Here is a 20,351-nt window from a genome sequence, read left to right on the forward strand (position 1 = left end):
GTCCCTTCCCCTCGGGCTACCCGGTTATATCCGGGAATCTAACCCGCCTGGACCTGTTATCCACGAGGACGCAGAATAGAGCCCATCAGGTTCTCAGGCACGCCCTCGGAGACTAATCGCTGTGCTCGACTACTCCTACTTGGACCTGTATCTGCCCCGAGGCACCTCACGGGAGGTGGCTCGGCAAATGCTGACGGAACACGCCGAGTACGGGAACTGGGAGCTGGAGCGCCTGCGCCTGTATCCCGACGGCAGCAGGCGTGTCCGACTACGACGCAAGATCATACGCGCGGCCCGGACGATGTGAGCGACACCACTCCGGTACGAGACGAGGTCAAAAGCGCTTTGCCCGCTCCGGGCCGCGCCCCCGGAACGGGCAAAGCATCCATGCTCACCCCCGAAGAAGGGAGGAGCGTCCAGCGTCACCCCGCCGGCACCAGGCGTGAGTGAATGAGATTCCCCGCCTCCGCAGCGACGGAGGCCGAGGGTGAGCGTTCGGATGGTGCTGCTTCCGCGGGAAGCGGAAGCAGCGGATCATGCGTGTACTTCCGGAACATCCGACTTACATCGGAGACGTCCCACTTACAGTGATGGCGTCCTACTTAAAGTAGGGATGTCCTACTTGTAGTTGGGGTGTCCTACTTGCGGCGCAGGCGGACCCGGCGGGTGAGAGCGAACAGGCTCGCCGAGGCGGCGAACATGGCGCCCAGGACCAGTGCGGCGAACGAGGCGGGGTTCATGCCGGTCAGGCCCACCGGCTGCTCGGCGCTCATCAGGTTGAGGCCGCCGAGCGGCAGGAGATCGGTCGCGCCCTTCAGCTCACCGGTCGGGAGGTTGCGGGTCAGGTCGCGAACCGGCAGGCCGCCGGCGGCGTTCTCGACCGTCTTGTTCACCGGCAGCGACCTGGTCGCCTGGCCGAGCGTGTCACCGACCGGGAGCGAACCGGCGGGCTGGGAGGCCACCGGCGCGTTGCCCTTTGCGGCGCCCGACTCGGCGACCACGCTGTCGGCGACGGGCAGGCTCGGCAGGCCCGACATGCCCTTCATGTTCGGCAGGTCACCGAGGATCGGCGCGGACGGGGCGGCGGCCGAGCTCATCTCCTGGCGAAGGCCGCTGGCCTCCTTGAGCCCGGACAGCATCGGCAGCGCGGGCGTCTCGCGCATCATCCCGACGCGTCCGGAGTTGTGCACCTTGCCCCAGTCGTGGCCCCGGTGCCACCCCGCCTTGCCGCCCACCCGGGCGCCGCCCAGGCAGCCGGCGGCGGCGTCGCCGAGAACGGCGACGGAGTTGCCGCAGACGTTGATCGGGACGGTGACCGGCGCCACCACCTGGTTGCCTGCGAGGATGCCGTACCGGCCGGAGGTGATATTGCCGCCTCCGCCGACGCCGCCCGACACCGACGAACCGCCCTTGCAGTTCCCCGCGGCCTTGCCCAGGACGGCGACCGCGTTGCCGCAGACATTGATCGGCGCGGTGATCGGCGCCACCACCTGGTTGCCGCCCAGAATGCTGTGCCGCCCTGAGGTACGGTTCCCACCCGCGCCCGAGTGGCCGTGCCGTCCCCAGCCGCTCTTCACGGTGGCCCCGCCGCGGCAGCCGGCGAACGCGTCACCGGCGATCGCGACGGCGTTGCCGCAGATGTCGATCGGGACGGTGACCGGCGCCACCACCTGGTTGCCGCCGGCGATCGAGGAGGTGCCGGAGGTGCGGTTGCCGCCGTTCCAGTTGCCCGGCCGGTCCCTCCTGATCGTCTGGCCGCCGTGGCAGTTCTGGGAGCCGCCCCCGTTGCCGCAGACCTCGACCGGGGTCCTGACCGGCGCCACCACCTGGGTGCCGCTGCCGACGGAGTAACGCCCGTCGGTGTCGTGGCCGCTGGAGCCGGGGCGGCTCCAGTGGCCGCCGCCCTTCCCGTCGTGGTCGTGCCCGTCATGGTCGTGCCCGCGGTGGCCGTGATCGTGGCCGCCGCCCACGGACGAGCCGCCCTGGCAGCCGGAGAACGCCTCACCGATGACGGCGACGGAGTTGCCGCAGACGTTGACGGGCGCGGTGATCGGCGCCACCACCTGGTTGCCGCCCAGGATGGACGAGCGGCCCGAGGTGCGGTTGCCGCCGGCGCGCACGGCGGGGTGACGACCGCTCACCGAGGCGCCGCCCTTGCAGCCTGCCGTGGCGTCGCCGAAGATGGCGACGGAGTTGCCGCACAGATTGATCGGCGCGGTGATCGGCGCCACCACCTGGTTGCCGCCCAGAATGCTGTGCCGCCCGGAGGTACGGTTGCCCCCGGCGGCGACCGCGCCGCCTCGCCGGGAGCTCTTGACCTCGGCGCCGCCCTTGCAGCCGGCCTCGGACTCGCCGAACAGCGAGACCGCGTTGCCGCAGACATTGATCGGCGCGGTGATCGGCGCCACCACCTGGTTGCCGCCCAGAATGCTGTGCCGCCCGGAGGTACGGTTGCCCCCGGCCGCGGTCGCCGAGCCCTCGACGGACGCGCCGCCGTGAGACGAGGCCTCCGACTCCCCGGCCACGGCCACGGCGTTCCCGCTGATGTCGATGGGCAGGGTTATGGGGATGTTGACCTGGTTGCCGCCGCCGATCGAGCCGGTGCCGTCGGTGCCGGCGTAAGCCGTACCGCTGCCAAGTGCCATGACGCCGACAGCGAGAAACGCCGCGGAGGTTGAGCCCTTCGCCCACGTTCGCATGATGAATGCTCCTAGGTGGTTCTTTTTCGGGGGTTACCTGACAGCTCGCGACAGATGTCCACGCCGAGACACAGCGGGGCTGTGGACGGTCACGAGATTGGGAGAGTCCGCGTCACCCGCGGAGCCCGCCGTACGAGTGCGTGACGGGTGCCTGAGATGTCATGGCCTGTGACCCGTACGGGATGCCCGACACGCGAGGCAGGCTCGATCCGGTCCCTAGACGAGGGAACCGGAGACAATGGCGGGATCAGTCAGGAGAGAAAGAAGGATCGTCCGCCGCTGTGCGGACCACCGGGGGGACGACTGCCGCCATGGGGGCGGGCAGCTTCGTGAAGTGCGGCTCGAACACGCTCCGCGTGAGATCCCCGAACAACATCGACGCACCGCTCGTCTGTGGGACCAGACCGTGGTCGCCCACGTGGTCCTTGGCGGAGGACGATGGGAACAGGGGCTTCGACTGGCTGGTGAGCCCGTCGACCGTCCGCCCGGCCATCGCCTCGGCATCGGCCGAGGCACTTTCCGTCGCCGCGGGGAATCCGCCGGAGCCCCACGAACCCGCCTCGGCGTCCCCGCCTGCGCTCGGTGCGAGCGGGCTACCCGGTATGACCGAGCTGGGGGAATCGACCGTGGAGAGAACGTCGGAGAGCACCGGCCCGACGACGTCGTGCGATGAGAGCTGCGCCGGCATACCGGCCACGGACGCGGCCGGACCGAACACACCGTAGATCACGCCGAGCAGCCATGCGACGGTGATCAATCCGCCGATGACCAGAAGGCGACCCAGCGGGGAGCCGGCCGCGAACCGCGCCATCCGGCCTCCCCTCGCCGGCCCGGAGAGCACCACGGACACGCGCGGACAGACGGCGGGCGGCATAGCCCTCCGCTGTCCTTCCGGCGCGTACGTCACGTGGCCTCCCGAGTCCGCCGGGTCCGCCCGGTGCGGAGCCAGCACTCAACGAAGAGTCACTGTATCGGTACGCCACGTGATCGCAACAGCTTTCTCAGCAGTAATCGAGGAAACGGTCAAGCACGCGGACACCGAATCGGAGCGAATCCACCGGAACCCGCTCGTCGACGCCATGGAACATCCCAGAGAAGTCCAAGTCCGGGGGAAGCCGGAGCGGTGTGAATCCGTACCCGTGGATGCCGATGCGGCTGAACGCCTTGAGGTCTGTGCCACCGCTCAACATGTACGGCACCGCCCTCGCCCCCGGGTCCTCCGCGTGCAGCGCGTCGGCCATCGCCTTGACCAGCGGCCCCTTGAACGGGGTTTCGACCGCCACATCGTGGTTGACGAACTCCCTCGTGACGTTCGGCCCGAGCAGTTCGTCGACCGTCTGGAAGAACTCGTCCTCATATCCGGGCAGGAACCTGCCGTCCACCTCGGCCACGGCGGCCTGCGGGATGACGTTCGTCTTGTACCCGGCCCGCAACACGGTCGGGTTGACCGTGTTGCGCAGCGTGGCGCCGATCATCCGTACCAGCGGGCCGAGCGCGGCCACCGCGGCCTCGGCGTCCTCCTCCTTCACCTCGACCTCGAAGACCTCCTCGAAGAACGCCCGCACGGTCGGCGTGAGCCGTACCGGCCATTCATGCCGCCCCAGGCGGCCCACCGCCTCGGCGAGCTCGGTGACCGCGTTGTCGTCGTTGAGCATCGAACCGTGCCCGGCTCGCCCCTTCGCGGCCAGCCGCATCCAGGCGATGCCCTTCTCCGCGGCCTCGATCAGATAAAGCCGGCCCTTTCCCTCGACGGTCACGCTGAAGCCGCCGACCTCGCCGATCGCCTCGGTGCACCCCTCGAAAAGCTCCGGGTGCTTGTCGACCAGCCAGTGCGCACCGTAGAGACCGCCGGCCTCCTCGTCGGCCGTGAACGCCAGGACGACGTCTCGCGGCGGGCGTCGCCCGGCGTCGAGGCGCTGCCGTACGACCGCGAGGATCATCGCGTCCATGTTCTTCATGTCCACCGCGCCGCGGCCCCAGACACAGCCGTCGGCGATCTCACCGCTCAGCGGGTGATGCCGCCAGTCGGCCGCGTCGAACGGCACGACGTCGAGGTGACCGTGCAGCAACAGGGCGTCCCGGTTCGGGTCGGTCCCCTCGATGCGGGCGATCACGCTGGCACGGTTGGTGTCGGACTCGAGGATCCGCGGTTCCAGGCCGACCTCGGCGAGCTTGGCCGCGACGTACTCGGCCGCAGCGCGCTCACCGGGGCCCGCGTTGTCACCCGCGTTCGTCGAGTCGATGCGGATCAGGTCGCGGCACAGCTCCACGACCTCGTCCTCACCGTTCAGCAGGGTCATCGGATCCTCCCTCACGTGCTGCCGGCCCACGCATCGTGATCGCCGGTCCGTCGACGGCCGTCGACCTCGGGTTCCCGTACGGCTCGCGCCTCCATCCTGCCCGTTCCGGGACGGAAGCGTTCAACCCCGGCCCGGAGGCGTACGGCGCCGAGTCAGCGGTATGACGCACTGCCCGGAGAGTGCTAACCTGTATCAGCCGACGCGAGATGAACGTCTCGCGTATGGCGTTACGTCCGGGTGGCGGAATAGGCAGACGCGCTAGCTTGAGGTGCTAGTGCCCAGTGATGGGCATGGGGGTTCAAGTCCCCCCTCGGACACGTACTCTGGTACATGTTGGGTCTGGCCTCAACCTCGACAACCCTCTCCGAGGGGTCGTAGACGAGGCGCAGGCCCATCTCCGTGTAAAGGTCGTTCCGATCAACGGGGTCCGCTTCCTTGAGGACCTTGGTCATCTCCGCCAGGCGTGGCACCAGCTCCATGATCTCCTTTTCGGTTGTCTCTCTCTTGCGGTCGATGGCGCGTAGCCGTCCTTCCGCCTTGATCCGCTCGGCCCGGGTCTCGGCCATCCACTTGCCGACCTCTTGGGGGTCTCCGCCCGCGTCTAGCGTGGCTCGGTAGCGGGCCATCCGGCGGTCGCAGACGTCGACTGTCCGCTTGGCCGTCTCGATGGCGACCCGATCGACCTCGCTGTCCCGGGCGTCGAGCAGGGTCTCGACCGTCCGTTGGAGGTTGGCGGGTGTGAAGACCTGGCAGAGCCAGGGGTCCAGCTCATCGAGGATCTGATCCTCACGGACGTAGACTGTGCGCGGATGGTCGATCTTGTTGGCCACCGCATATTCGGCCGGGAACTTGCACCGGTAGTGCGACCGGCCGTTGTTCCAGGAACCCTCCATACGGCGGTCGCAGACCCCGCAGTACAACAGGCCGCGAAGCACGTACGGGCGCGGGGTTCTGCGCGGCTTCCGCTGGACGGCTGTCCGGTCCTTGGCCGACAGGAGCGTTTGAACCCGCTCGAAAGTCTCGACGTCCACGATCGGCTCGTGCACGATCTTCTCGGACCAGACCCACTGGCTCGCCGGGTTCCACTTGAGCTTGGTGATGTGGCCCTGCGTGACGTCGTGGACGTCCAGAAGCTCTTCCTGCTTACGCTGCTTGTTCCAGACCTGGTGGCCGGTGTAGCGGGGATTGAGAAGGATCGCCTGGATCGCCGACTTCGACCAGGCGATCCCGCTGCGGTGGCGGTTCCTGGCCCGGTCGTAGGCAGAGGGGCACGGGATGCCCTCCCGGGTGAGCCCTTCGGCGATCAGGTAGAGGCCCTGGCCGTGGAGGAACTCCCAGAAGATCCGGCCCACGATGGGAGCGGTCACCGGGTCGGGCTCCAACCGACGCAGGCGCTTGCCATCTGCTGCCTTGCTCGGATTGGGATGCGGCCCAACATCCACGAGGCGGTAGCCATACGGTGGGCGGCCACCAAGGAAGCGCCCCTCAATCTTGGCTTGAGCTTCCATCGTGGTGCGGACACGCATCTTGATCCGATTGCGCTCGCCCTTGCTGATCCCGCCGAACATCAACATGATCAGCTCGTGCGCTTCGTTGGTCGGGTCGATCGGCCCGCCGACCTCGGGCACCCACAGGGGCACTCTGTAGTGGTTGAAGAGCTCGAAGGTGTTGCCGAACTGGTTGCCGTAGAAGGCTCGCTGCGGCTCACCGACCACGACAGCGTCGAACCCCCGGTTGGGGTTGCGCAGCTCATCGAGCAGGATCGCGGCCTGCGGCCTGCGCTGCGGCGGGATCGATCGCGACTTGTCGATGTCGAAGAACTCCGCGACGATCACGCCGCCTCGTGGCTCAATCAGTGATCGCGACCGGGACAGCTGCCAGTTCCGCGACGAGGTGGGGTCCTGGTTGTCCTCGGTGGACACTCGCCCCCAGAAGGCGAACGGGATCATTCAGCATTCCTCTCTTCCCGCTGACCCTTGGTCAGCTCCGTGACTTTTCAGAAGGATCCGCAGGAGCACGCGCGCCGCCCCCGCGGTCAGCTGCGGCGGTTCGGCGGGCAACACCACGGTGACGACGCGCTTGCTCCTGGCCCCGGCCTCCCGCGATCTGGGCTCCCTCTCGCGGTCGGCCGGGCCTGCAGGGTACGCCTGGGAACCCGATTCGGGAGGCCCTGAGCAGGCCCTTTGTGGCTGTTCAGTCACCCTCGCCTCCTGCCGCGAGTGCCGCGTCCGCGGCAGCGAGAAGTCGAGTCCGGGCGAGCTCGCAGTAGTCGGCGTTGAGCTCGATGCCGGCGAACTTCCGGCCGAGTTGCCGCGCGGCAATGCCGGTGGTGCCGCTGCCGGTGAACGGGTCCAGCACCGTGCCGCCCGGGCGGCAGCCCGCGGCAATGGCCCTGAGCGGGATGTCGATCGGGAACGCCGCGAAGTGCGCCGCCCGCAGTGGCCGGGTGGGGATCGACCAGACGTCCCCGGGGTTTCTGCCGTTGGGATGCGTGGCGGCATGCCGCTCACCCGTGGGCCGCATCGCCTGCCCGAGCTGCGGGACAGCCGGGTCCTCACCGTCGGTGCCGTACTTGCCGGGCGGGGGCCAGGCGGTCTGGATGCTGTTCGCCTTGGTGCCACCAGAGCGTGCCCGTCGGGTGATCGGGCGGTCGCCGGTGTAGGGCTGGCGGATCGGGTCGAGGTCGAACCAGTAGCGCTGCTGCTTGACGAGCAGGAAGATCAGCTCGTAACGGTTGGACATCCGGTCGCGGACCGACTGCGGCATCGCGTTGGGCTTGGTCCAGATGATGGCGTTGCGGAGGATCCAGCCGTCCTCCTGGAGGGCGAAGGCGACCCGCCACGGCATGCCGAGCAGGTTCTTCGGCGGTACGGCCAGCCGCGCCTTGGGCCGCACCTCGGGCTGGCGGCGGTTGTAGTCCTTGCCGCGGGCCCAGCCGTCGGAGTTCGCCGCGTAGCAATCCCCCAGGTTCAGCCAGCAGGTGCCCTCATCAGCGAGCACCCGGCGGGCCTCCGCGAAGGTGGCCCGGAGGTTCTCGACGTACGCCTCCGGGGTGGGCTCCTGGCCGTACTGGCCCTCGCAGTAGTTCCGCAGCCCCCAGTACGGCGGGCTGGTGGTGATGCAGTCCACCGAGCCGTCCGCCATCTCGGCCAGCACCGCGCGTGCGTCCCCGTGGTAGATCGCGGCCTGCTCGTCGCGCCAGTACGGCTCCCGCAGTGCGCTCATCGGCGGCCCCCGGCGTCCCTGATCTCCCACAGGACGCGGACGGCGTCGCCGTCTTCCGGCGAGCCGCTGCGGCTGCCGACACCCCGCCCGAGGGGGCTGGGGACGATACGAAAACCGGCGTCCCACAGGCCGGTGCCCGGCTCGTATATGCGCGTGTAGGCGATCAGGCGCCGGTAGCCCATCGTCCGAACCTCGCGCCAGGCCGCGACCAGCAGCGTGGGGCTGACATCGGGCATGCCGTCGGTGGCCAGGCAGAGGAGCTCGGCCGTGTCGCCGTCGTCGAAGAGCGAGGCGGTGGGCCAGCCAATGAGCGCGACCCCGAGGAGCGTCCCGTCGCCGGTCCGCGCGCCGATGGCGAACGCGGCGTCGGCGGGCGGGGTGAAGGCGGGCTGGGTCCAGGCGATGAATGCCCGTGCGGTCTGGATCGCCACCGGTGAAATCACCAGCCGGCGGTTCTCCGGGCGCTTCGGGCTGTTCAGGACCTCGCGCTCGTTGGCGATTGTCTGGTTCTCATTCCTGCTCTCCATGATGTTGTCGGGACACGTTTCTCCGGATGCGTGCGCCGCCGGCCCGCTAGACGGGTCCGATGGCGCATGACCAGGACAGCAGGGGGCTCAGAGACCGCTCAGAGAGCTCATCTCAAGATCGGCATCTGAGGCGAGCCCTGCGGGCTCTGAACAGCTCAGAGATCACGGAGCGCGGATTATGCGAAAACTCTGAAGCGGAACTCTGAATCGACTCTGAGCAAATTATGAGGCGGTGCGTACACCGGTTTCGAGACCAACGAAATCCTCTCGGACTGGAGTAGGGAAATGAGCGCCGAACCCACCACCGGCTCACCGCTCGACACCGCGGAGACCTCGTTCCGGCTGCTGGCCACCGGACCGGGAGCCCTGGCCCTGAACTGCGCCACGCTCGCCCCCGGTCGTCTCCCCAGAGGAGAGGTGAACCTGCTGGAGCTTCGAATGCTGCTGACCGCCCGGCACGTCACCGACGAGGTCCGCGACGCCGTCTGGCGGGAACTGGTCACCCGGTCGCGGGAGCACAAAGGCGCCTGGACGGTCGCCGCCGTCGGCATGGCGATGCCCGCCCTCCGCATGATCGCCGCCTCGCTCACCCGCAACCTCTCCTGTGGCGACCCGGCCGATGTCGACTCCGAGATCCTGGCCGGCTACCTGTGGGCCCTGCGCCGGATGGACCTCGACACCTCCGGCGTCCGCGCCCGGCTGTGCCAGGCGGCCCGGTACACGGGCGAGCGCGCCGAACGGCACCTCTCCGCGAAGGCGGAGTGGCGGCAGCCGCCGGACGAGTCACCTCCCCCGCCACGACCCCGTCCCCGTCCCCGTCCCTGTCCCCACAGCAGGCCGTATTCCGACCTGGTGTTGGTCGACGCGGTGGCCACGGGCGTGCTCAGCGAGCTGGACGCCGAGCTGATCCTCCTGACCCGGCTGGGCGACTTGCCGCTGCGGCAGCCGTCCGGCACGACTCCCCCGACTCTCGCTTCCTCATCCACAGGGTGTGTGGACGAGGAAGCGCCTACGGCTTCCGCGCGGAGCCAGGGAACTCCGGATGCGCAACTGGCAACCGACCCGAAGGGAGGCAGGGACACTATCCCTGACTCCGCGCGGATCTCCTCCCACCCCCGGCCTGCCTTCGGTCGCCGTATCCCCCCGACGGTGCGGCAGTGGGGCGTGCTGCCCTGCAGCAGGCGGGACAGGTGGCACCGGGCGGGGCGCCTGATCGCGTTCCGTCTCCTGCCGATGCTGGGCGGCGCGGTGCCGTTCGTGGCCGCCGCGGCGACCAGCGCCATGGCCTCGTCGATCGTCGCCGCCGTGCCGTCGGACCTGAACTCGGTCTTCAACAACCTGCGGAACTGGCTGATCGGCTTGCTAGCGACGCTGGCCACGCTGATGCTGACCCTCGGCGGGCTGCGCTACCTGGTGGCGGGCGGCGACCCGGGCGAGGTCCAGAAGGCGAAGGCGGCGTTGAAGGCCGCCGCCTTCGGCTACGCGCTCGCCGTACTGGCCCCGCTCTTCGTGAGCGTCCTCAAGCGGATCGTGGGGTGAGCCCCGTGATCTCAACCCCCGAGAAGCTCACCGAAGCCAGTAGACAGCGACCGGACACGGAAACGCCCATTGCCGCCGGGTTGCCAGCCGTTTCCCCTGCCGCTGCCGCGTTGCTTGATCAGCCCGCTGTCGCTTGCAGTGCACCGAAGGTGGCAAGGCCGCCTGCCCTCGCTGCCGTGCGGGTGGCAGCACACGTGGTCGTCGCTGCCGCCGCCGTCATCGGCGTCTGCGCCGTGGTGGCCGTCGTTACCGCGACGGCTGCGGAGGCAGCCGCGCCGATGCCCGCGCCCTCTCCGGTGCCCATGCCTTCCCCGGTGCCTGTGCCGTCCCCGTCCGTCTCTGGGGATCTGCCGTCGACCGGGGGTACGGGGATCGGTTTCGGGTTCGGTGACTGGATCACCGGTCAGATCAATTCCTGGTTCGCCAATCTGGTGTATCTGGCGATCAAGCCGTTGCTGGACCTGCTGGCGGTGACGCTGTTGGCCACCCCGGATGTGGCCGGCAGTGGCCGGGTCTTCGACTTGTGGAAGGCCAACGCCGCGATCGCCAACACCGGATTCGTCCTGCTGGCCACCATCGGCGCGATCAGCGCGATGGGCCACCAGACCGTACAGACCCGCTACGCGGTCAAGGAGGTCCTGCCCCGCCTGTGCATCGCCGTCCTAGCCGCGAACACCAGCTTCCTGCTCTGCGGCAAGGTCATCGAGATCGCCAACGCCCTGTCCACGGCGCTACTCGGGCAGGACTTCGACGGCCACCGCGCCGCCGCGACCCTCCAGCTGTGGATCATCGCGCCGGGCATGCAGCACCAGATCTTCTTCATCCTGCTCGCCCTGGTCGCGGTCATCCTGCTACTGCTCCTTCTGGTCACGTTCGTCATGCGGGCCGCGCTGATCCTGCTGCTGACGGTCGCCTCCCCGCTCGCGCTAGCCTGCCTGGCCCTGCCCTACACCGACGGGCTGACCCGCTTCTGGTGGCGCGCCTTCTGCGGCCTGCTGCTCATCCAGGTCGCCCAGTCCCTCACCCTCGTCCTAGCAGTAAGAATCTTCTTCAACCAGGACGGCCGGCTGCTGCTCGGCATCGCCCCGACCGGCCAGCTCGTCAACCTGATCCTGGCCCTCTGCCTGCTGATCATCTTGATCCGCATCCCGGGCTGGATCTCCCGCCGGATCTTCGCCCAGACCGGCGGCCGGGGCTGGATGGTCACCCGGATGATCAAATACGCCCTGGCCTACAAGCTCACCTCACCCGTCCTGAACGCCCTGCACCTCGGGCGGGGCGGACGCGGCCGGGCGTCCAGAAGTTCCGGGGCCGCTGGGAGCGTTGCCGCCCACGCCATGGCTGGCAAAGCGATCGCCGGCAGGGCGCTGCCCGCCCTTGCCGCCGCGGGGAGTGCCGCTGCCGCGGCCCGTGGCGGCGCCGGTCCCGTCAAGCACGCGCCGGTGTCCGCCCGTCGTCCAGTGAACCCGGCGGATTGGGAGCCCGCCCCGGTCAAGCACGCGCCGTCCGCGCCCGCAGTGCAGGGCAAGTACCGGATGCCGCCGCGGCCGTCGGCGCCGGTTCCTCGTACGACGCCGGTGTACGGGTATCCGCGTGAGGCCTACTACGCGAACGGCCCAGCCGGGCTCGCGCAGATGGCCCGGCTGCGCAACCCGTCCACCCCGCCGCCAACCTCCGGGCAATCGGCTCGGCCGATCGTCCCGCCGGGCGCGCCCACTCCCGGCAGCGTCGACTGGCCCGAAAACCCAGGGGCTCGCCGTAAGCCGCCGAGACGCGGTCGCCCGTCCGGCTCCTCTGGGGGTGGTGGCCGATGAGCTGGGTGCAGCCGGTCCGCATCCCCGCCGATGTGGACCAGGAAGACCGGATCATCGCCGGCTTCACGGCCCGCCAGGTCGCCATCCTCGGCGGCACCGGAGCCCTGATCTACGCCGCCTATCTGCTCGTCGGTGAGCGGGTGCCGCTGGTGATCTGCGCCGCCGTAGCCCTGCCGGTCGCGGTGGCCGGGATCCTGCTGGCCGTCGCGCAGCACGACGGCGTGTCGCTCGACCGCTACCTGCTCGCCGTGGCACGCCACCTGCGCTCACCCAAACGCCTCGTGTCCACGCCGCAGGAAGTTCCTACGCCTCCCGCCTGGATCGGCGTCAAGCCCGGCCCCCTTCCCGCGCCGCTACGGCTCCCCGTCCGGGGAGTGGCGGAGGACGGGTTGATCGATCTCGGCCCGGATGGCGTCGCCACCGTCGCGGAGGTGTCGACGGTCAGCTTCGCGCTGCGGACCCCGGATGAGCAGGACGCGCTGGTCGCGGTGTTCGGGCGCTGGCTCAACTCGCTGTCTGGCCCGGCCCAGATCGTGGTCCGCGCCGAACGGGTCGATCTGAGCCCGACCATCGCCGCCCTTGAGCACAACGCCCGCCAGCTCCCGCACCCAGCGCTGTCGGCCGCCGCGCTCCAGCACGCCGATTTCCTCGCCCAGATCGGCGAGCGCCACGACCTGCTGCGCCGCCAGGTCCTGCTGGTCGTCCGCGAGCCCGCACCCGGCAAAGCGCGTGACGCTGCGGCAGCCCGAGCCCTGCGGCGACTGGAGGAGGCGGCCCGGCTGCTGTCCGCATGTGGGCTGACCGTACGGCTTCTGGACGAGGCGGCTGCCTCCGGCCTGCTCGCCGCCTGCTTCGACCCATCAGCACCGCCGTTGCCCGCCCCCGAGATGGCGGCTCCGGACCAGGTCATCACGAGAGGGGAAGGCTGGTGAAAGTCGTATTCCGCCGTATGGCACAACGCGTGCACGGGTTCAGCCCGGACGCGGTCGAGGTCCAGCCTCGGCGTCTCCAGGTCGGCGACAGCCAGTGCGCGACGCTCGCCATCACCGGTTACCCGCGCGAGGTCACGCCGGGCTGGCTCGAACCGCTGCTCACCCACCCGGGCCGGTTGGACGTGTCGTTCCACATCGAGCCCGTGCCGTCCCTGGTCGCCTCCGACCGGCTGCGCAAGCAGCTCGCCCGGCTGGAGTCCGGCTTGCGTAGCGACCAGCAGCACGGCCGGCTGGTCGACCCAAGCGCGGAGGTCGCCGCCGAGGACGCCCAGGATCTCGCCTCCCGGATCGCGCGCGGCCAGGCCAAGCTGTTCCGCACCTCGATCTACCTCACTGTCCACGCCACCACGACGGAGGAACTGGAGGACGCCTGCGCCCAGGTCCGCGCGCTGGCCGCCTCGCTCCTGCTGGATGCGCGCGTGGTGACCTTCCGGCAGCTCCAAGGGTGGGTGTCGGCGCTGCCCGTGGCGTACGACAACCTGCGGATGCGCCGTACCTTCGACACCCCAGCGCTCGCCACGGCCTTCCCGTTCACCTCACCCGACCTGGCCACCGACCTCGGACCTACCACGGTCCTGTACGGCGCGAACGCCGCCAGCGCCTCCCTGGTCGCCTGGGACCGGTTCGCCCAGCCCAACCACAACTCCACCATCCTCGGCTGTTCCGGCGGCGGGAAGTCCTACCTGGCCAAGCTGGAGGCGCTGCGCTCGCTGTACACGGGGGTCGAGGTCGCCGTCATCGACCCCGAAGACGAGTACGCCCGCCTGTGCACGGCCGTCGGCGGCGCCTACCTGCACCTGGGCGCGGCGAGCGTCCGCCTCAACCCCTTCGACCTGCTGCCCACACACCAGCGGGAGGGCGACGCGCTGACCCGGCGCTCGCTGTTCCTGCACACGCTGATCGCAGTCATGCTCGGCGAGCCGCTCGACAAGGGCAGCAAGGCCGCGCTCGACCGCGCCATCATCGCCGCCTACAAGGGCGCTGGGATCACCTTCGATCGGCGAACCTGGAAACGCCGCCCGCCGCTCATGAAGGATCTGGTAAGCGCGCTTACCGACGATGGTGATCCCGCTGCGGCCGAGATCGCCGCCGGGCTCGCGCCGTACGTCACGGGAAGCCACCGCCGGCTCTTCGACGGCCACACCACCACCCGGCCCGACTCCCACCTGATCGTCTTCTCGCTTCGCGACCTTCCCGAGGAGCTCAAGGCTGTCGGCACGCTGCTCACCCTGGACGCGGTCTGGAGACGGGTCTCCGACCCCGTCAATCGGCGGCCTCGCCTGGTCGTGGTCGATGAGGCCTGGCTGCTGATGCGCGATCCGGAGGGCGCGAAGTTCCTGCTGAGGATGGCCAAGGCCGCCCGGAAACACTGGGCCGGGCTGTCGGTGGTCACCCAGGACGCCGCCGACCTGCTCGGCTCCGATATCGGGCAGGCGATCATCGCCAACTCCACCACGCAGATCCTCCTGCGCCAGGCGCCCCAGGCGATCGACAGAGTCGCCGAGGCGTTCCGGCTGTCCGATGGGGAGCGGCAGCTCCTGCTGTCGGCGGATCGCGGTTTCGGGCTCCTGGCCGCGGATTCCGGCGCTGCCCGGGTGGCCTTCCGAGTCCTGGCGAGCGAGCAGGAACACCGCCTGGTCACCTCTTCGCCCGAGGAGCTGGCGGCCTACGGAGAACTCGCCGAGTACGGAGAGGACGACCTGTGATTGACGACCTTCTCAACAACCCGGACGTCTTCCTCGACTGGCTGATGGCCTGGCTGGACGCGCACGTCTGGCAGGCGACCTTCACGGTCTCAGCCGCCGCGTTCGTCCTCGAGGCGCTCCGCTCCCTGGTCGTACGGCTCCGCCACCGCGCCGCGACCAACGGGGTTCGGTGTGTGGAGATCCTCGCCCCTCCGGTGGCGGACATGGCCGGTGCGGAGGCGCTGTGGACCAACCTGATGGGGCTGCTGCGGCCGGCTTGGAAGCGCGTGCTGTTCGGCCAGCCGCATCTGGCGTTCGAGTACGTCTTCGGCGTCGGTGGCGTGCGGATCCGGCTGTGGGTCCCCGGCACCGTTTCCCAGCACCTGGTGGAGCATGCGATTGAGTCGGCCTGGCCGTCGGCGCGCACGGCGGTCGTGGAGGCGGCCCCGCCGGTACCGCTCACCGGGCAGGCCACCGGCGGCCATCTGGTGATCGCGCGCAGCGAGCTGCTGCCGATCCGCCACTCCCACGACCGGGATCCGCTGCGCGCGCTGCTCGGTGCCGGGGTCGGCATGCCGACCTGGCAGCACGCCGCCGTCCAAGTCCTCGCCCGTCCCGCCACCGGCCGCCGCCTGGCCCAGGTGATCAGCGGAGGCCTCGCCGGAGTGACCACGCGGGGCGGCCTGACGGGTGCACTGGCCGTACCGCTCGGACTGGTGCGCGCTCTCCTCGACTTCGTCACGCCCGGTCCGATGCACCCCCGGCCCCACCCAGCGCATCTCCACCCGGCCAATCGTGTCGTCCGGCTGGAGGAGTCGGCCGAGGCCCGCGCCATCCGCGACAAAGCCCAGCGCCCCCGGTATGAGGTCGCGATCCGCTACGCCGTACAGGCTGATGACCTCGTGACGGGCGATGAGCGCAATGCCAAACAGTCGCGCGAGGCCCGGCGCAGCGCGATCCGGGGCCGCGCGCATGCGATCGCCTCGTCCTTCGCGCTGTTCTCCGGGCACAACCGGCTGGAACGGCATCGGCTCCCGCTGCCTGCCGCGCGGTTGGCGTCGCGGAGGCTGGGGCGCGGGTTTCTGCTGTCGGTGCCCGAACTCGCCGCGCTCGCGCACCTTCCCTTGGACCTCGCCGTGCCCGGTCTGCCGCGTGCTGGGGCCAGGTCCGTCCCGCCCGCACCCCAGATCGCCTCGGCGGGCAAGGTCCTCGGTCTCTCCGATGCCGGGCATGAGCGGCCGGTCGCGCTGCGGGTGGCCGACTCCTGCCACCACGTGCACGTCCTCGGTCCCAACGGCACCGGCAAGAGCACCCTGCTGGCCCAGATGATCCTGTCCGATATCGAGGCCGGCCGCGGTGTCGCCGTCATCGAGGCCAAGGGCGACCTGATCACCGACCTGCTCGGGCTCATCCCGGAGGAGGCGGCGGACAAGGTGGTGCTCATCGATCCTGACGACCGCAACCCGTGGCCGGCGCTGAACGTGCTCGGTGGTTCCAACGAGATCGGCGTGGACAACCTCGTCGGCATCTTCCACAAGATCTACGCCGACTACTGGGGACCACGCACCGACGACATCCTGCGCGGCTGCGCGCTCACGCTGGCGCACCACGGCGGAACCCTCGCCGACGTCCCGCTGCTGCTCACCAACTCGGCTTACCGCGCCGACCTCGTCGAAGCGCTCAACGACGGATTCCTGCTCGGCTTCTGGCACTGGTACGACAACCTGTCCGAGCAGGCCCAGGCGCACGTCACCGCGCCGATCATGAATAAGCTGCGGGCCTTCCTGCTCCGGCCGTTCGTCCGCAGCGTCATCGGCTCGGCCAGGTCGACCTTCGATCTCGGCGACGTCCTCGACGGGGGGATCCTGCTCGCGCGCCTGCCCAAGGGCGTCCTCGGCGACGACAGCGCCCGGCTGCTGGGTTCGCTGATCCTCGCCCAGGTCTGGCAGGCCGCCGCCCGCCGAGCCCGGCTCGGACACGCCCGCTCACCCGCCGCCCTGTACGTCGATGAGACGCAGAACTTCCTCAACCTGCCGCACACGCTCAGCGAGATGCTCGCCGAAGCCCGCGCCTACCGGCTGTCGATGGTGCTCGCCCACCAACACCTGGCCCAACTCCCCCGCGACCTACGCCAAGCGATCAGCTCCGACGCCCGCAACAAGGTCTACTTCTCCCTCTCGCCCCAGGACGCCCGTGAGGTCGAGCACCACTTCAGCCCCCACCTGACCGCGCACGACCTGGCCAACCTGGACGCCTTCCAAGCCGCGGCACGTCTTGTCGTGCGCTCCGCGGAGGTCCCGCCCTTCACCCTGCGCACCCGGCCCCTGCCCGAACCCGATCCCGGCCTCGCCGAGCGCGTCCGGATCGCCGCCTCCCGAGCCCACGGACGCCACCCCGCAGCCACCGCCGACCCCCTTCCGGAAGGAGACCCCCGCACCCAACCACGAGGAGACTCATGAACCAGCACTACACACCCCGCGTCCTGGACTCGCTCGTCATCCGGCTCACCGACCACGACCGGCGCCTGCTCCGCCTGGTCTGGACGCACGAGGTCCTGACCACCCACCAACTCCTGCAGGCGGCGTACGACAACGACCACACCGGCCGCCACCGCCTGGTAAAGCTGAACCGCCTCGGCGCGCTCGACCGCTTCCGCCCCCGGCCTCCCCTCGGCTCCGCGCCCTGGCACTACGTCCTGGGAGAAGCCGGCGCCGCCGTACTCGCTCACGAGAACGGCGTCACCCTCGCCGAATTCGGATACCGGCGCGGCCAGGCCCTCGCCATCGCCTACAGCCAGCGCCTCGCCCACACCGTCGGCGTCAACGACGTCTTCGCCGCCCTGTCCGGCCACGCCCGCCGCACCGAGGGCTGCCGGCTGGACACCTGGTGGACCGAAGCGCAGTGCAAGGCCATGTGGGGCAAACACGTGCGCCCCGACGCCTACGGACGGTGGACCGACAACGGCCTCACGCTGGACTTCTTCCTCGAATACGACACCGGCACCGAATCCCTCGACCGGGTCGCCGCCAAGCTCCGCGGATACGCCTCGCTGGCCGCCTCCAGTGGGATCGACACCCCGGTCCTGTTCCTGACCAGCACCCCACGCCGCGAAGCCAACCTGCACGACCGGCTACGCCTGCGGGGCGCTCTCGTGCCGGTGCCCGTCGCCACCGCCGCCCAGGGCCAGGAACCGCACGGGGCGATATGGCTACCGGGCAACCGGACCGAAGGACGGCTCCGCCTCGCCGAACTCGCACGCCACTTCGGCCAAGAGGGGCGGGAGGGGCGGTCGTGATCGCGGAAGTCGGGATCGGCAAGCTCATCGCCACCGGCGGCGGCCTGGTCTGTAGCATCGTCGTCATCGCCGGACTGAGCGGCGGAGCCAAGTACGCCCTCACCGCCGCCGACGCGACCAAGCTCCGGTCCGCCATCTGCGCCTACGCCACCTCGCCGGGTGCAGTACGGAAGGCGCCCGCCGCCCGCTTCGGGCTTTCGGCTGAGCAGATGGCGAACGCCCGGGAGATCGTGAACGTCGCCGCCGAGTTGAGGCTGCCCAAGCGGGCCGCCGAGATCGCCCTCGCGACCGCAATTCAGGAAAGCAGCCTTACCAATTTAACGAGGGGCGACAGCTCGTACGGCCTGTTCCAGCAGCAGCCGTCCCAAGGCTGGGGGACCAAGCGGCAGGTCACCGACCCTTCCCACGCAGCCCGGTCCTTCTACTCGCGCCTGATCGAGATCCCCGGCAGGGCGAGCATGCCGCTCACCAAGGCCGCAGCTCTCGTCCAGCGCCCCCGCGAGGACCTGCGCGACGCGTACGCCAAACACGAACCGCTCGCCAAGGCGCTGGTCGCCCTGCTGTGGAGGGGAAAACCCGCCAAGCGAACGGCCGTGGACACGGCCACGAGCGATGACGTGCGGGTCAGGATCCAAGCCGCCGCCGGGCTCGGCGTTCCGCGTGACGCGGTCGTGGCCGGCCTCGCCGCCGACCTGGCCGACCAGGACTCAGGCGAGCAGCCCGACCCTGACGAGATCACAAAGCGCGCCGACGCCATCGTGACCACGGTCGCCGGACAGCTCTGCAAGGAACTGAAACCCAAGCTGAGCGATCCTGTCGACGAGACCTCCTCTGATGGAAGCGCGCCGGTCGTGCTCCCCTCCGGACGAGGTGCGATCGCTGTCAGAGCCGCGCTACGCATGATCGGCGTACGGTACTCCTTCTCTGGGGCTCCAGCCGGGGGTGCAGAGTTCATTCTCCGCGCTTGCGCAGCTCAACCGGCTGATAATGAGCAATCTAGATCTGCGACAGGCGAGCGATCACCCGCTGGGCGTGTCGGCTCGCGCTGCCGTGTGGTGGCGAACGTGGTGGGGTTCGCACTGGCTCAGACGGGCAAGCCGTATCGGTGGGGCGCGGCGGGACCGAGCTCCTTCGACTGCTCGGGGCTGGCGATGAAGGCGTACGCCGCCGCGGGGGTGCGGATTCCTCGGACCACCTTCGAGCAGTGGCCGTTCGGCGTCCGCGTTCCGGCCGGCCAGGAGCAGCCCGGCGATCTGGTGTTCTTCAACAGCGGACCGGGCAGTTCGCCGGGGCGGCCAGGCCATGTCGGGATCGTCGTCGGCGACGGCAAGATGGTCGAGGCCCGGTGCACTCGATGCGGGCCGATCACTGTCGCGTCCTACCGGAGCGGGCGACCGGTAGTTGGGTTCACTCGGCCGTGGGCGACTGCCTCGGCGAGGTGAACAGCGCACATCAGTGGTACAAGCAAGGCGCGGTGCCGATAGAGGAAGATGCGGTCCATCCCGTCGTACGCCGTAGTCATACGACCCGTTGATGAAACCTCTGACCACGGAAGATCGCACATAGCTATACTTTGCTCTCGCTGAGTAGGCAGCAGCAGTTCATTCGAGCACCTGGTGCATGGGGGACATCGCGTTGACGATCGGCGTTGCTCTGGGAACCGCCGCCATCGGGCTCCTCACCGGGCGAATCGTCCGGATCATCGCCGCTCGCTTCTGCCCGCAGCCGGGCTTTCCGTACGCAACGGAAATCACCACTGCGGCAGTGTTCGGGCTTCTCGGCTGGAAAATCGGACTTGATCACCTCCTCCCGGCGTACCTCTACGCAGCCAGCACCGGAGTCGCGCTCAGCCTGATCGACCTGAGGACTCGACGGCTGCCGGACGCGCTCACCATGCCCTCGTACGTCACCCTCCTGACGCTCGTGGCCATCGGCGCGATAACCAGCAAGGAGGGGCGCTTCCTCGTTGGAATGCTCCTCGGCACGCTCGCCGCCTTTCTCCTCTACTGGGGCTTCCACAGGATCAACACCGCCCTCGGGGCCGGGGACGTCAAGGCGTCCGGCTTGGTCGGCGGCGTCCTCGGCACCTTGGGCGTAAACGCCTGGATCCTCGGCAGCGGCGTCGGCCTCGTACTGGCAGCCCTGTACGCGGTGGTCATGCTGGTTAGCGGCAAGGGCACCCGCTCCACGCTCATGCCGTACGGACCGTTCATGTTCGCCGGTTGCCTCGTAGGCATCCTCACAGCGTAGAGCGCCGAAAGCTCTCCATCACTGG

14 protein-coding genes, 1 tRNA gene and 1 pseudogene are annotated in these 20,351 nt (G+C 69.6%); 10 read left to right on the top strand and 6 right to left on the bottom strand.

Annotation, left to right across the window (positions count from 1 at the left end; all coding sequences use genetic code 11):
* Nucleotides 1-121: 121 nt before the first annotated feature.
* Nucleotides 122-307 (top strand): DUF5703 family protein, encoded by a 186-nt coding sequence (locus ACQP1K_RS27060; RefSeq protein ID WP_055482469.1) that lies wholly within the window; start codon nt 122-124, stop codon nt 305-307.
* Nucleotides 308-638: 331 nt separating this feature from the next.
* Here the strand turns inward: ACQP1K_RS27060 and ACQP1K_RS27065 are convergent, their stop codons facing one another.
* From ACQP1K_RS27065 to ACQP1K_RS27075, 3 genes are all read right to left on the bottom strand, one after another.
* Entirely contained in the window at nt 639-2,699 is a 2,061-nt protein-coding gene (locus ACQP1K_RS27065; RefSeq protein ID WP_433498504.1) for a chaplin family protein, read from the bottom strand.
* Nucleotides 2,700-2,946: 247 nt separating this feature from the next.
* The gene (locus ACQP1K_RS27070) at nt 2,947-3,510 is read right to left on the bottom strand and encodes a hypothetical protein (RefSeq protein ID WP_433498505.1); all 564 of its coding nucleotides are present in this window, start codon (nt 3,508-3,510) and stop codon (nt 2,947-2,949) included.
* 190 nt (nt 3,511-3,700) lie between these two features.
* Nucleotides 3,701-4,999: a M20/M25/M40 family metallo-hydrolase gene (locus ACQP1K_RS27075; protein ID WP_433498506.1), complete on the bottom strand. Its 1,299-nt coding sequence runs from the start codon at nt 4,997-4,999 to the stop codon at nt 3,701-3,703.
* A 231-nt stretch (nt 5,000-5,230) separates the two neighbouring features.
* On the opposite strand from ACQP1K_RS27075, the gene ACQP1K_RS27080 reads away from it, so the two are divergent.
* A tRNA-Leu gene (locus tag ACQP1K_RS27080) sits at nt 5,231-5,316 on the top strand.
* A gap of 468 nt (nt 5,317-5,784) precedes the next feature.
* Here ACQP1K_RS27080 and ACQP1K_RS27085 read toward each other — a convergent pair.
* The 3 genes and pseudogenes from ACQP1K_RS27085 to ACQP1K_RS27095 form a co-directional block, all read right to left on the bottom strand.
* Nucleotides 5,785-6,948: pseudogene (locus ACQP1K_RS27085) on the bottom strand (recombinase family protein); the annotation flags it as partial.
* A gap of 244 nt (nt 6,949-7,192) precedes the next feature.
* Complete coding sequence (locus ACQP1K_RS27090; RefSeq protein WP_433498507.1) at nt 7,193-8,224, bottom strand: DNA-methyltransferase; 1,032 nt, start codon at nt 8,222-8,224, stop codon at nt 7,193-7,195.
* Nucleotides 8,221-8,751 carry an XF1762 family protein gene (locus ACQP1K_RS27095; RefSeq protein ID WP_433498508.1) on the bottom strand — a complete coding sequence of 177 codons (531 nt, stop codon included), beginning with the start codon at nt 8,749-8,751 and terminating at the stop codon, nt 8,221-8,223. Before ACQP1K_RS27095 ends, ACQP1K_RS27090 begins: the two co-directional genes overlap by 4 nt.
* Nucleotides 8,752-9,036: 285 nt before the next feature.
* Here ACQP1K_RS27095 and ACQP1K_RS27100 point away from each other — a divergent pair, with 285 nt between their 5' ends.
* The 8 genes from ACQP1K_RS27100 to ACQP1K_RS27135 all read left to right on the top strand — a co-directional run bounded on the left by ACQP1K_RS27100 (nt 9,037) and on the right by ACQP1K_RS27135 (nt 20,326).
* Nucleotides 9,037-10,290: a hypothetical protein gene (locus ACQP1K_RS27100; protein ID WP_433498509.1), complete on the top strand. Its 1,254-nt coding sequence runs from the start codon at nt 9,037-9,039 to the stop codon at nt 10,288-10,290.
* A 176-nt stretch (nt 10,291-10,466) separates the two neighbouring features.
* A complete protein-coding gene (locus ACQP1K_RS27105) occupies nt 10,467-12,104 on the top strand; it encodes a conjugal transfer protein TrbL family protein (RefSeq protein WP_433498510.1) in 1,638 nt (545 codons plus the stop codon).
* Entirely contained in the window at nt 12,101-13,036 is a 936-nt protein-coding gene (locus ACQP1K_RS27110; protein WP_433498511.1) for a PrgI family protein, read from the top strand. Before ACQP1K_RS27105 ends, ACQP1K_RS27110 begins: the two co-directional genes overlap by 4 nt.
* A gap of 29 nt (nt 13,037-13,065) precedes the next feature.
* Nucleotides 13,066-14,802 carry a VirB4 family type IV secretion system protein gene (locus ACQP1K_RS27115; protein ID WP_433498512.1) on the top strand — a complete coding sequence of 579 codons (1,737 nt, stop codon included), beginning with the start codon at nt 13,066-13,068 and terminating at the stop codon, nt 14,800-14,802.
* The gene (locus ACQP1K_RS27120) at nt 14,799-17,240 is read left to right on the top strand and encodes a type IV secretory system conjugative DNA transfer family protein (protein WP_433498513.1); all 2,442 of its coding nucleotides are present in this window, start codon (nt 14,799-14,801) and stop codon (nt 17,238-17,240) included. The genes ACQP1K_RS27115 and ACQP1K_RS27120 overlap by 4 nt, the downstream gene beginning before the upstream one ends.
* Complete coding sequence (locus tag ACQP1K_RS27125; RefSeq protein WP_433498514.1) at nt 17,237-18,076, top strand: replication-relaxation family protein; 840 nt, start codon at nt 17,237-17,239, stop codon at nt 18,074-18,076. The genes ACQP1K_RS27120 and ACQP1K_RS27125 overlap by 4 nt, the downstream gene beginning before the upstream one ends.
* Nucleotides 18,073-19,518 carry a C40 family peptidase gene (locus ACQP1K_RS27130; RefSeq protein WP_433498515.1) on the top strand — a complete coding sequence of 482 codons (1,446 nt, stop codon included), beginning with the start codon at nt 18,073-18,075 and terminating at the stop codon, nt 19,516-19,518. The genes ACQP1K_RS27125 and ACQP1K_RS27130 overlap by 4 nt, the downstream gene beginning before the upstream one ends.
* 178 nt (nt 19,519-19,696) lie before the next feature.
* Nucleotides 19,697-20,326: a prepilin peptidase gene (locus ACQP1K_RS27135; protein ID WP_433498516.1), complete on the top strand. Its 630-nt coding sequence runs from the start codon at nt 19,697-19,699 to the stop codon at nt 20,324-20,326.
* Nucleotides 20,327-20,351 lie beyond the last annotated feature (25 nt).

The organism is Sphaerimonospora sp. CA-214678, from assembly GCF_050942215.1.
Lineage (GTDB): Bacteria > Actinomycetota > Actinomycetes > Streptosporangiales > Streptosporangiaceae > Sphaerimonospora.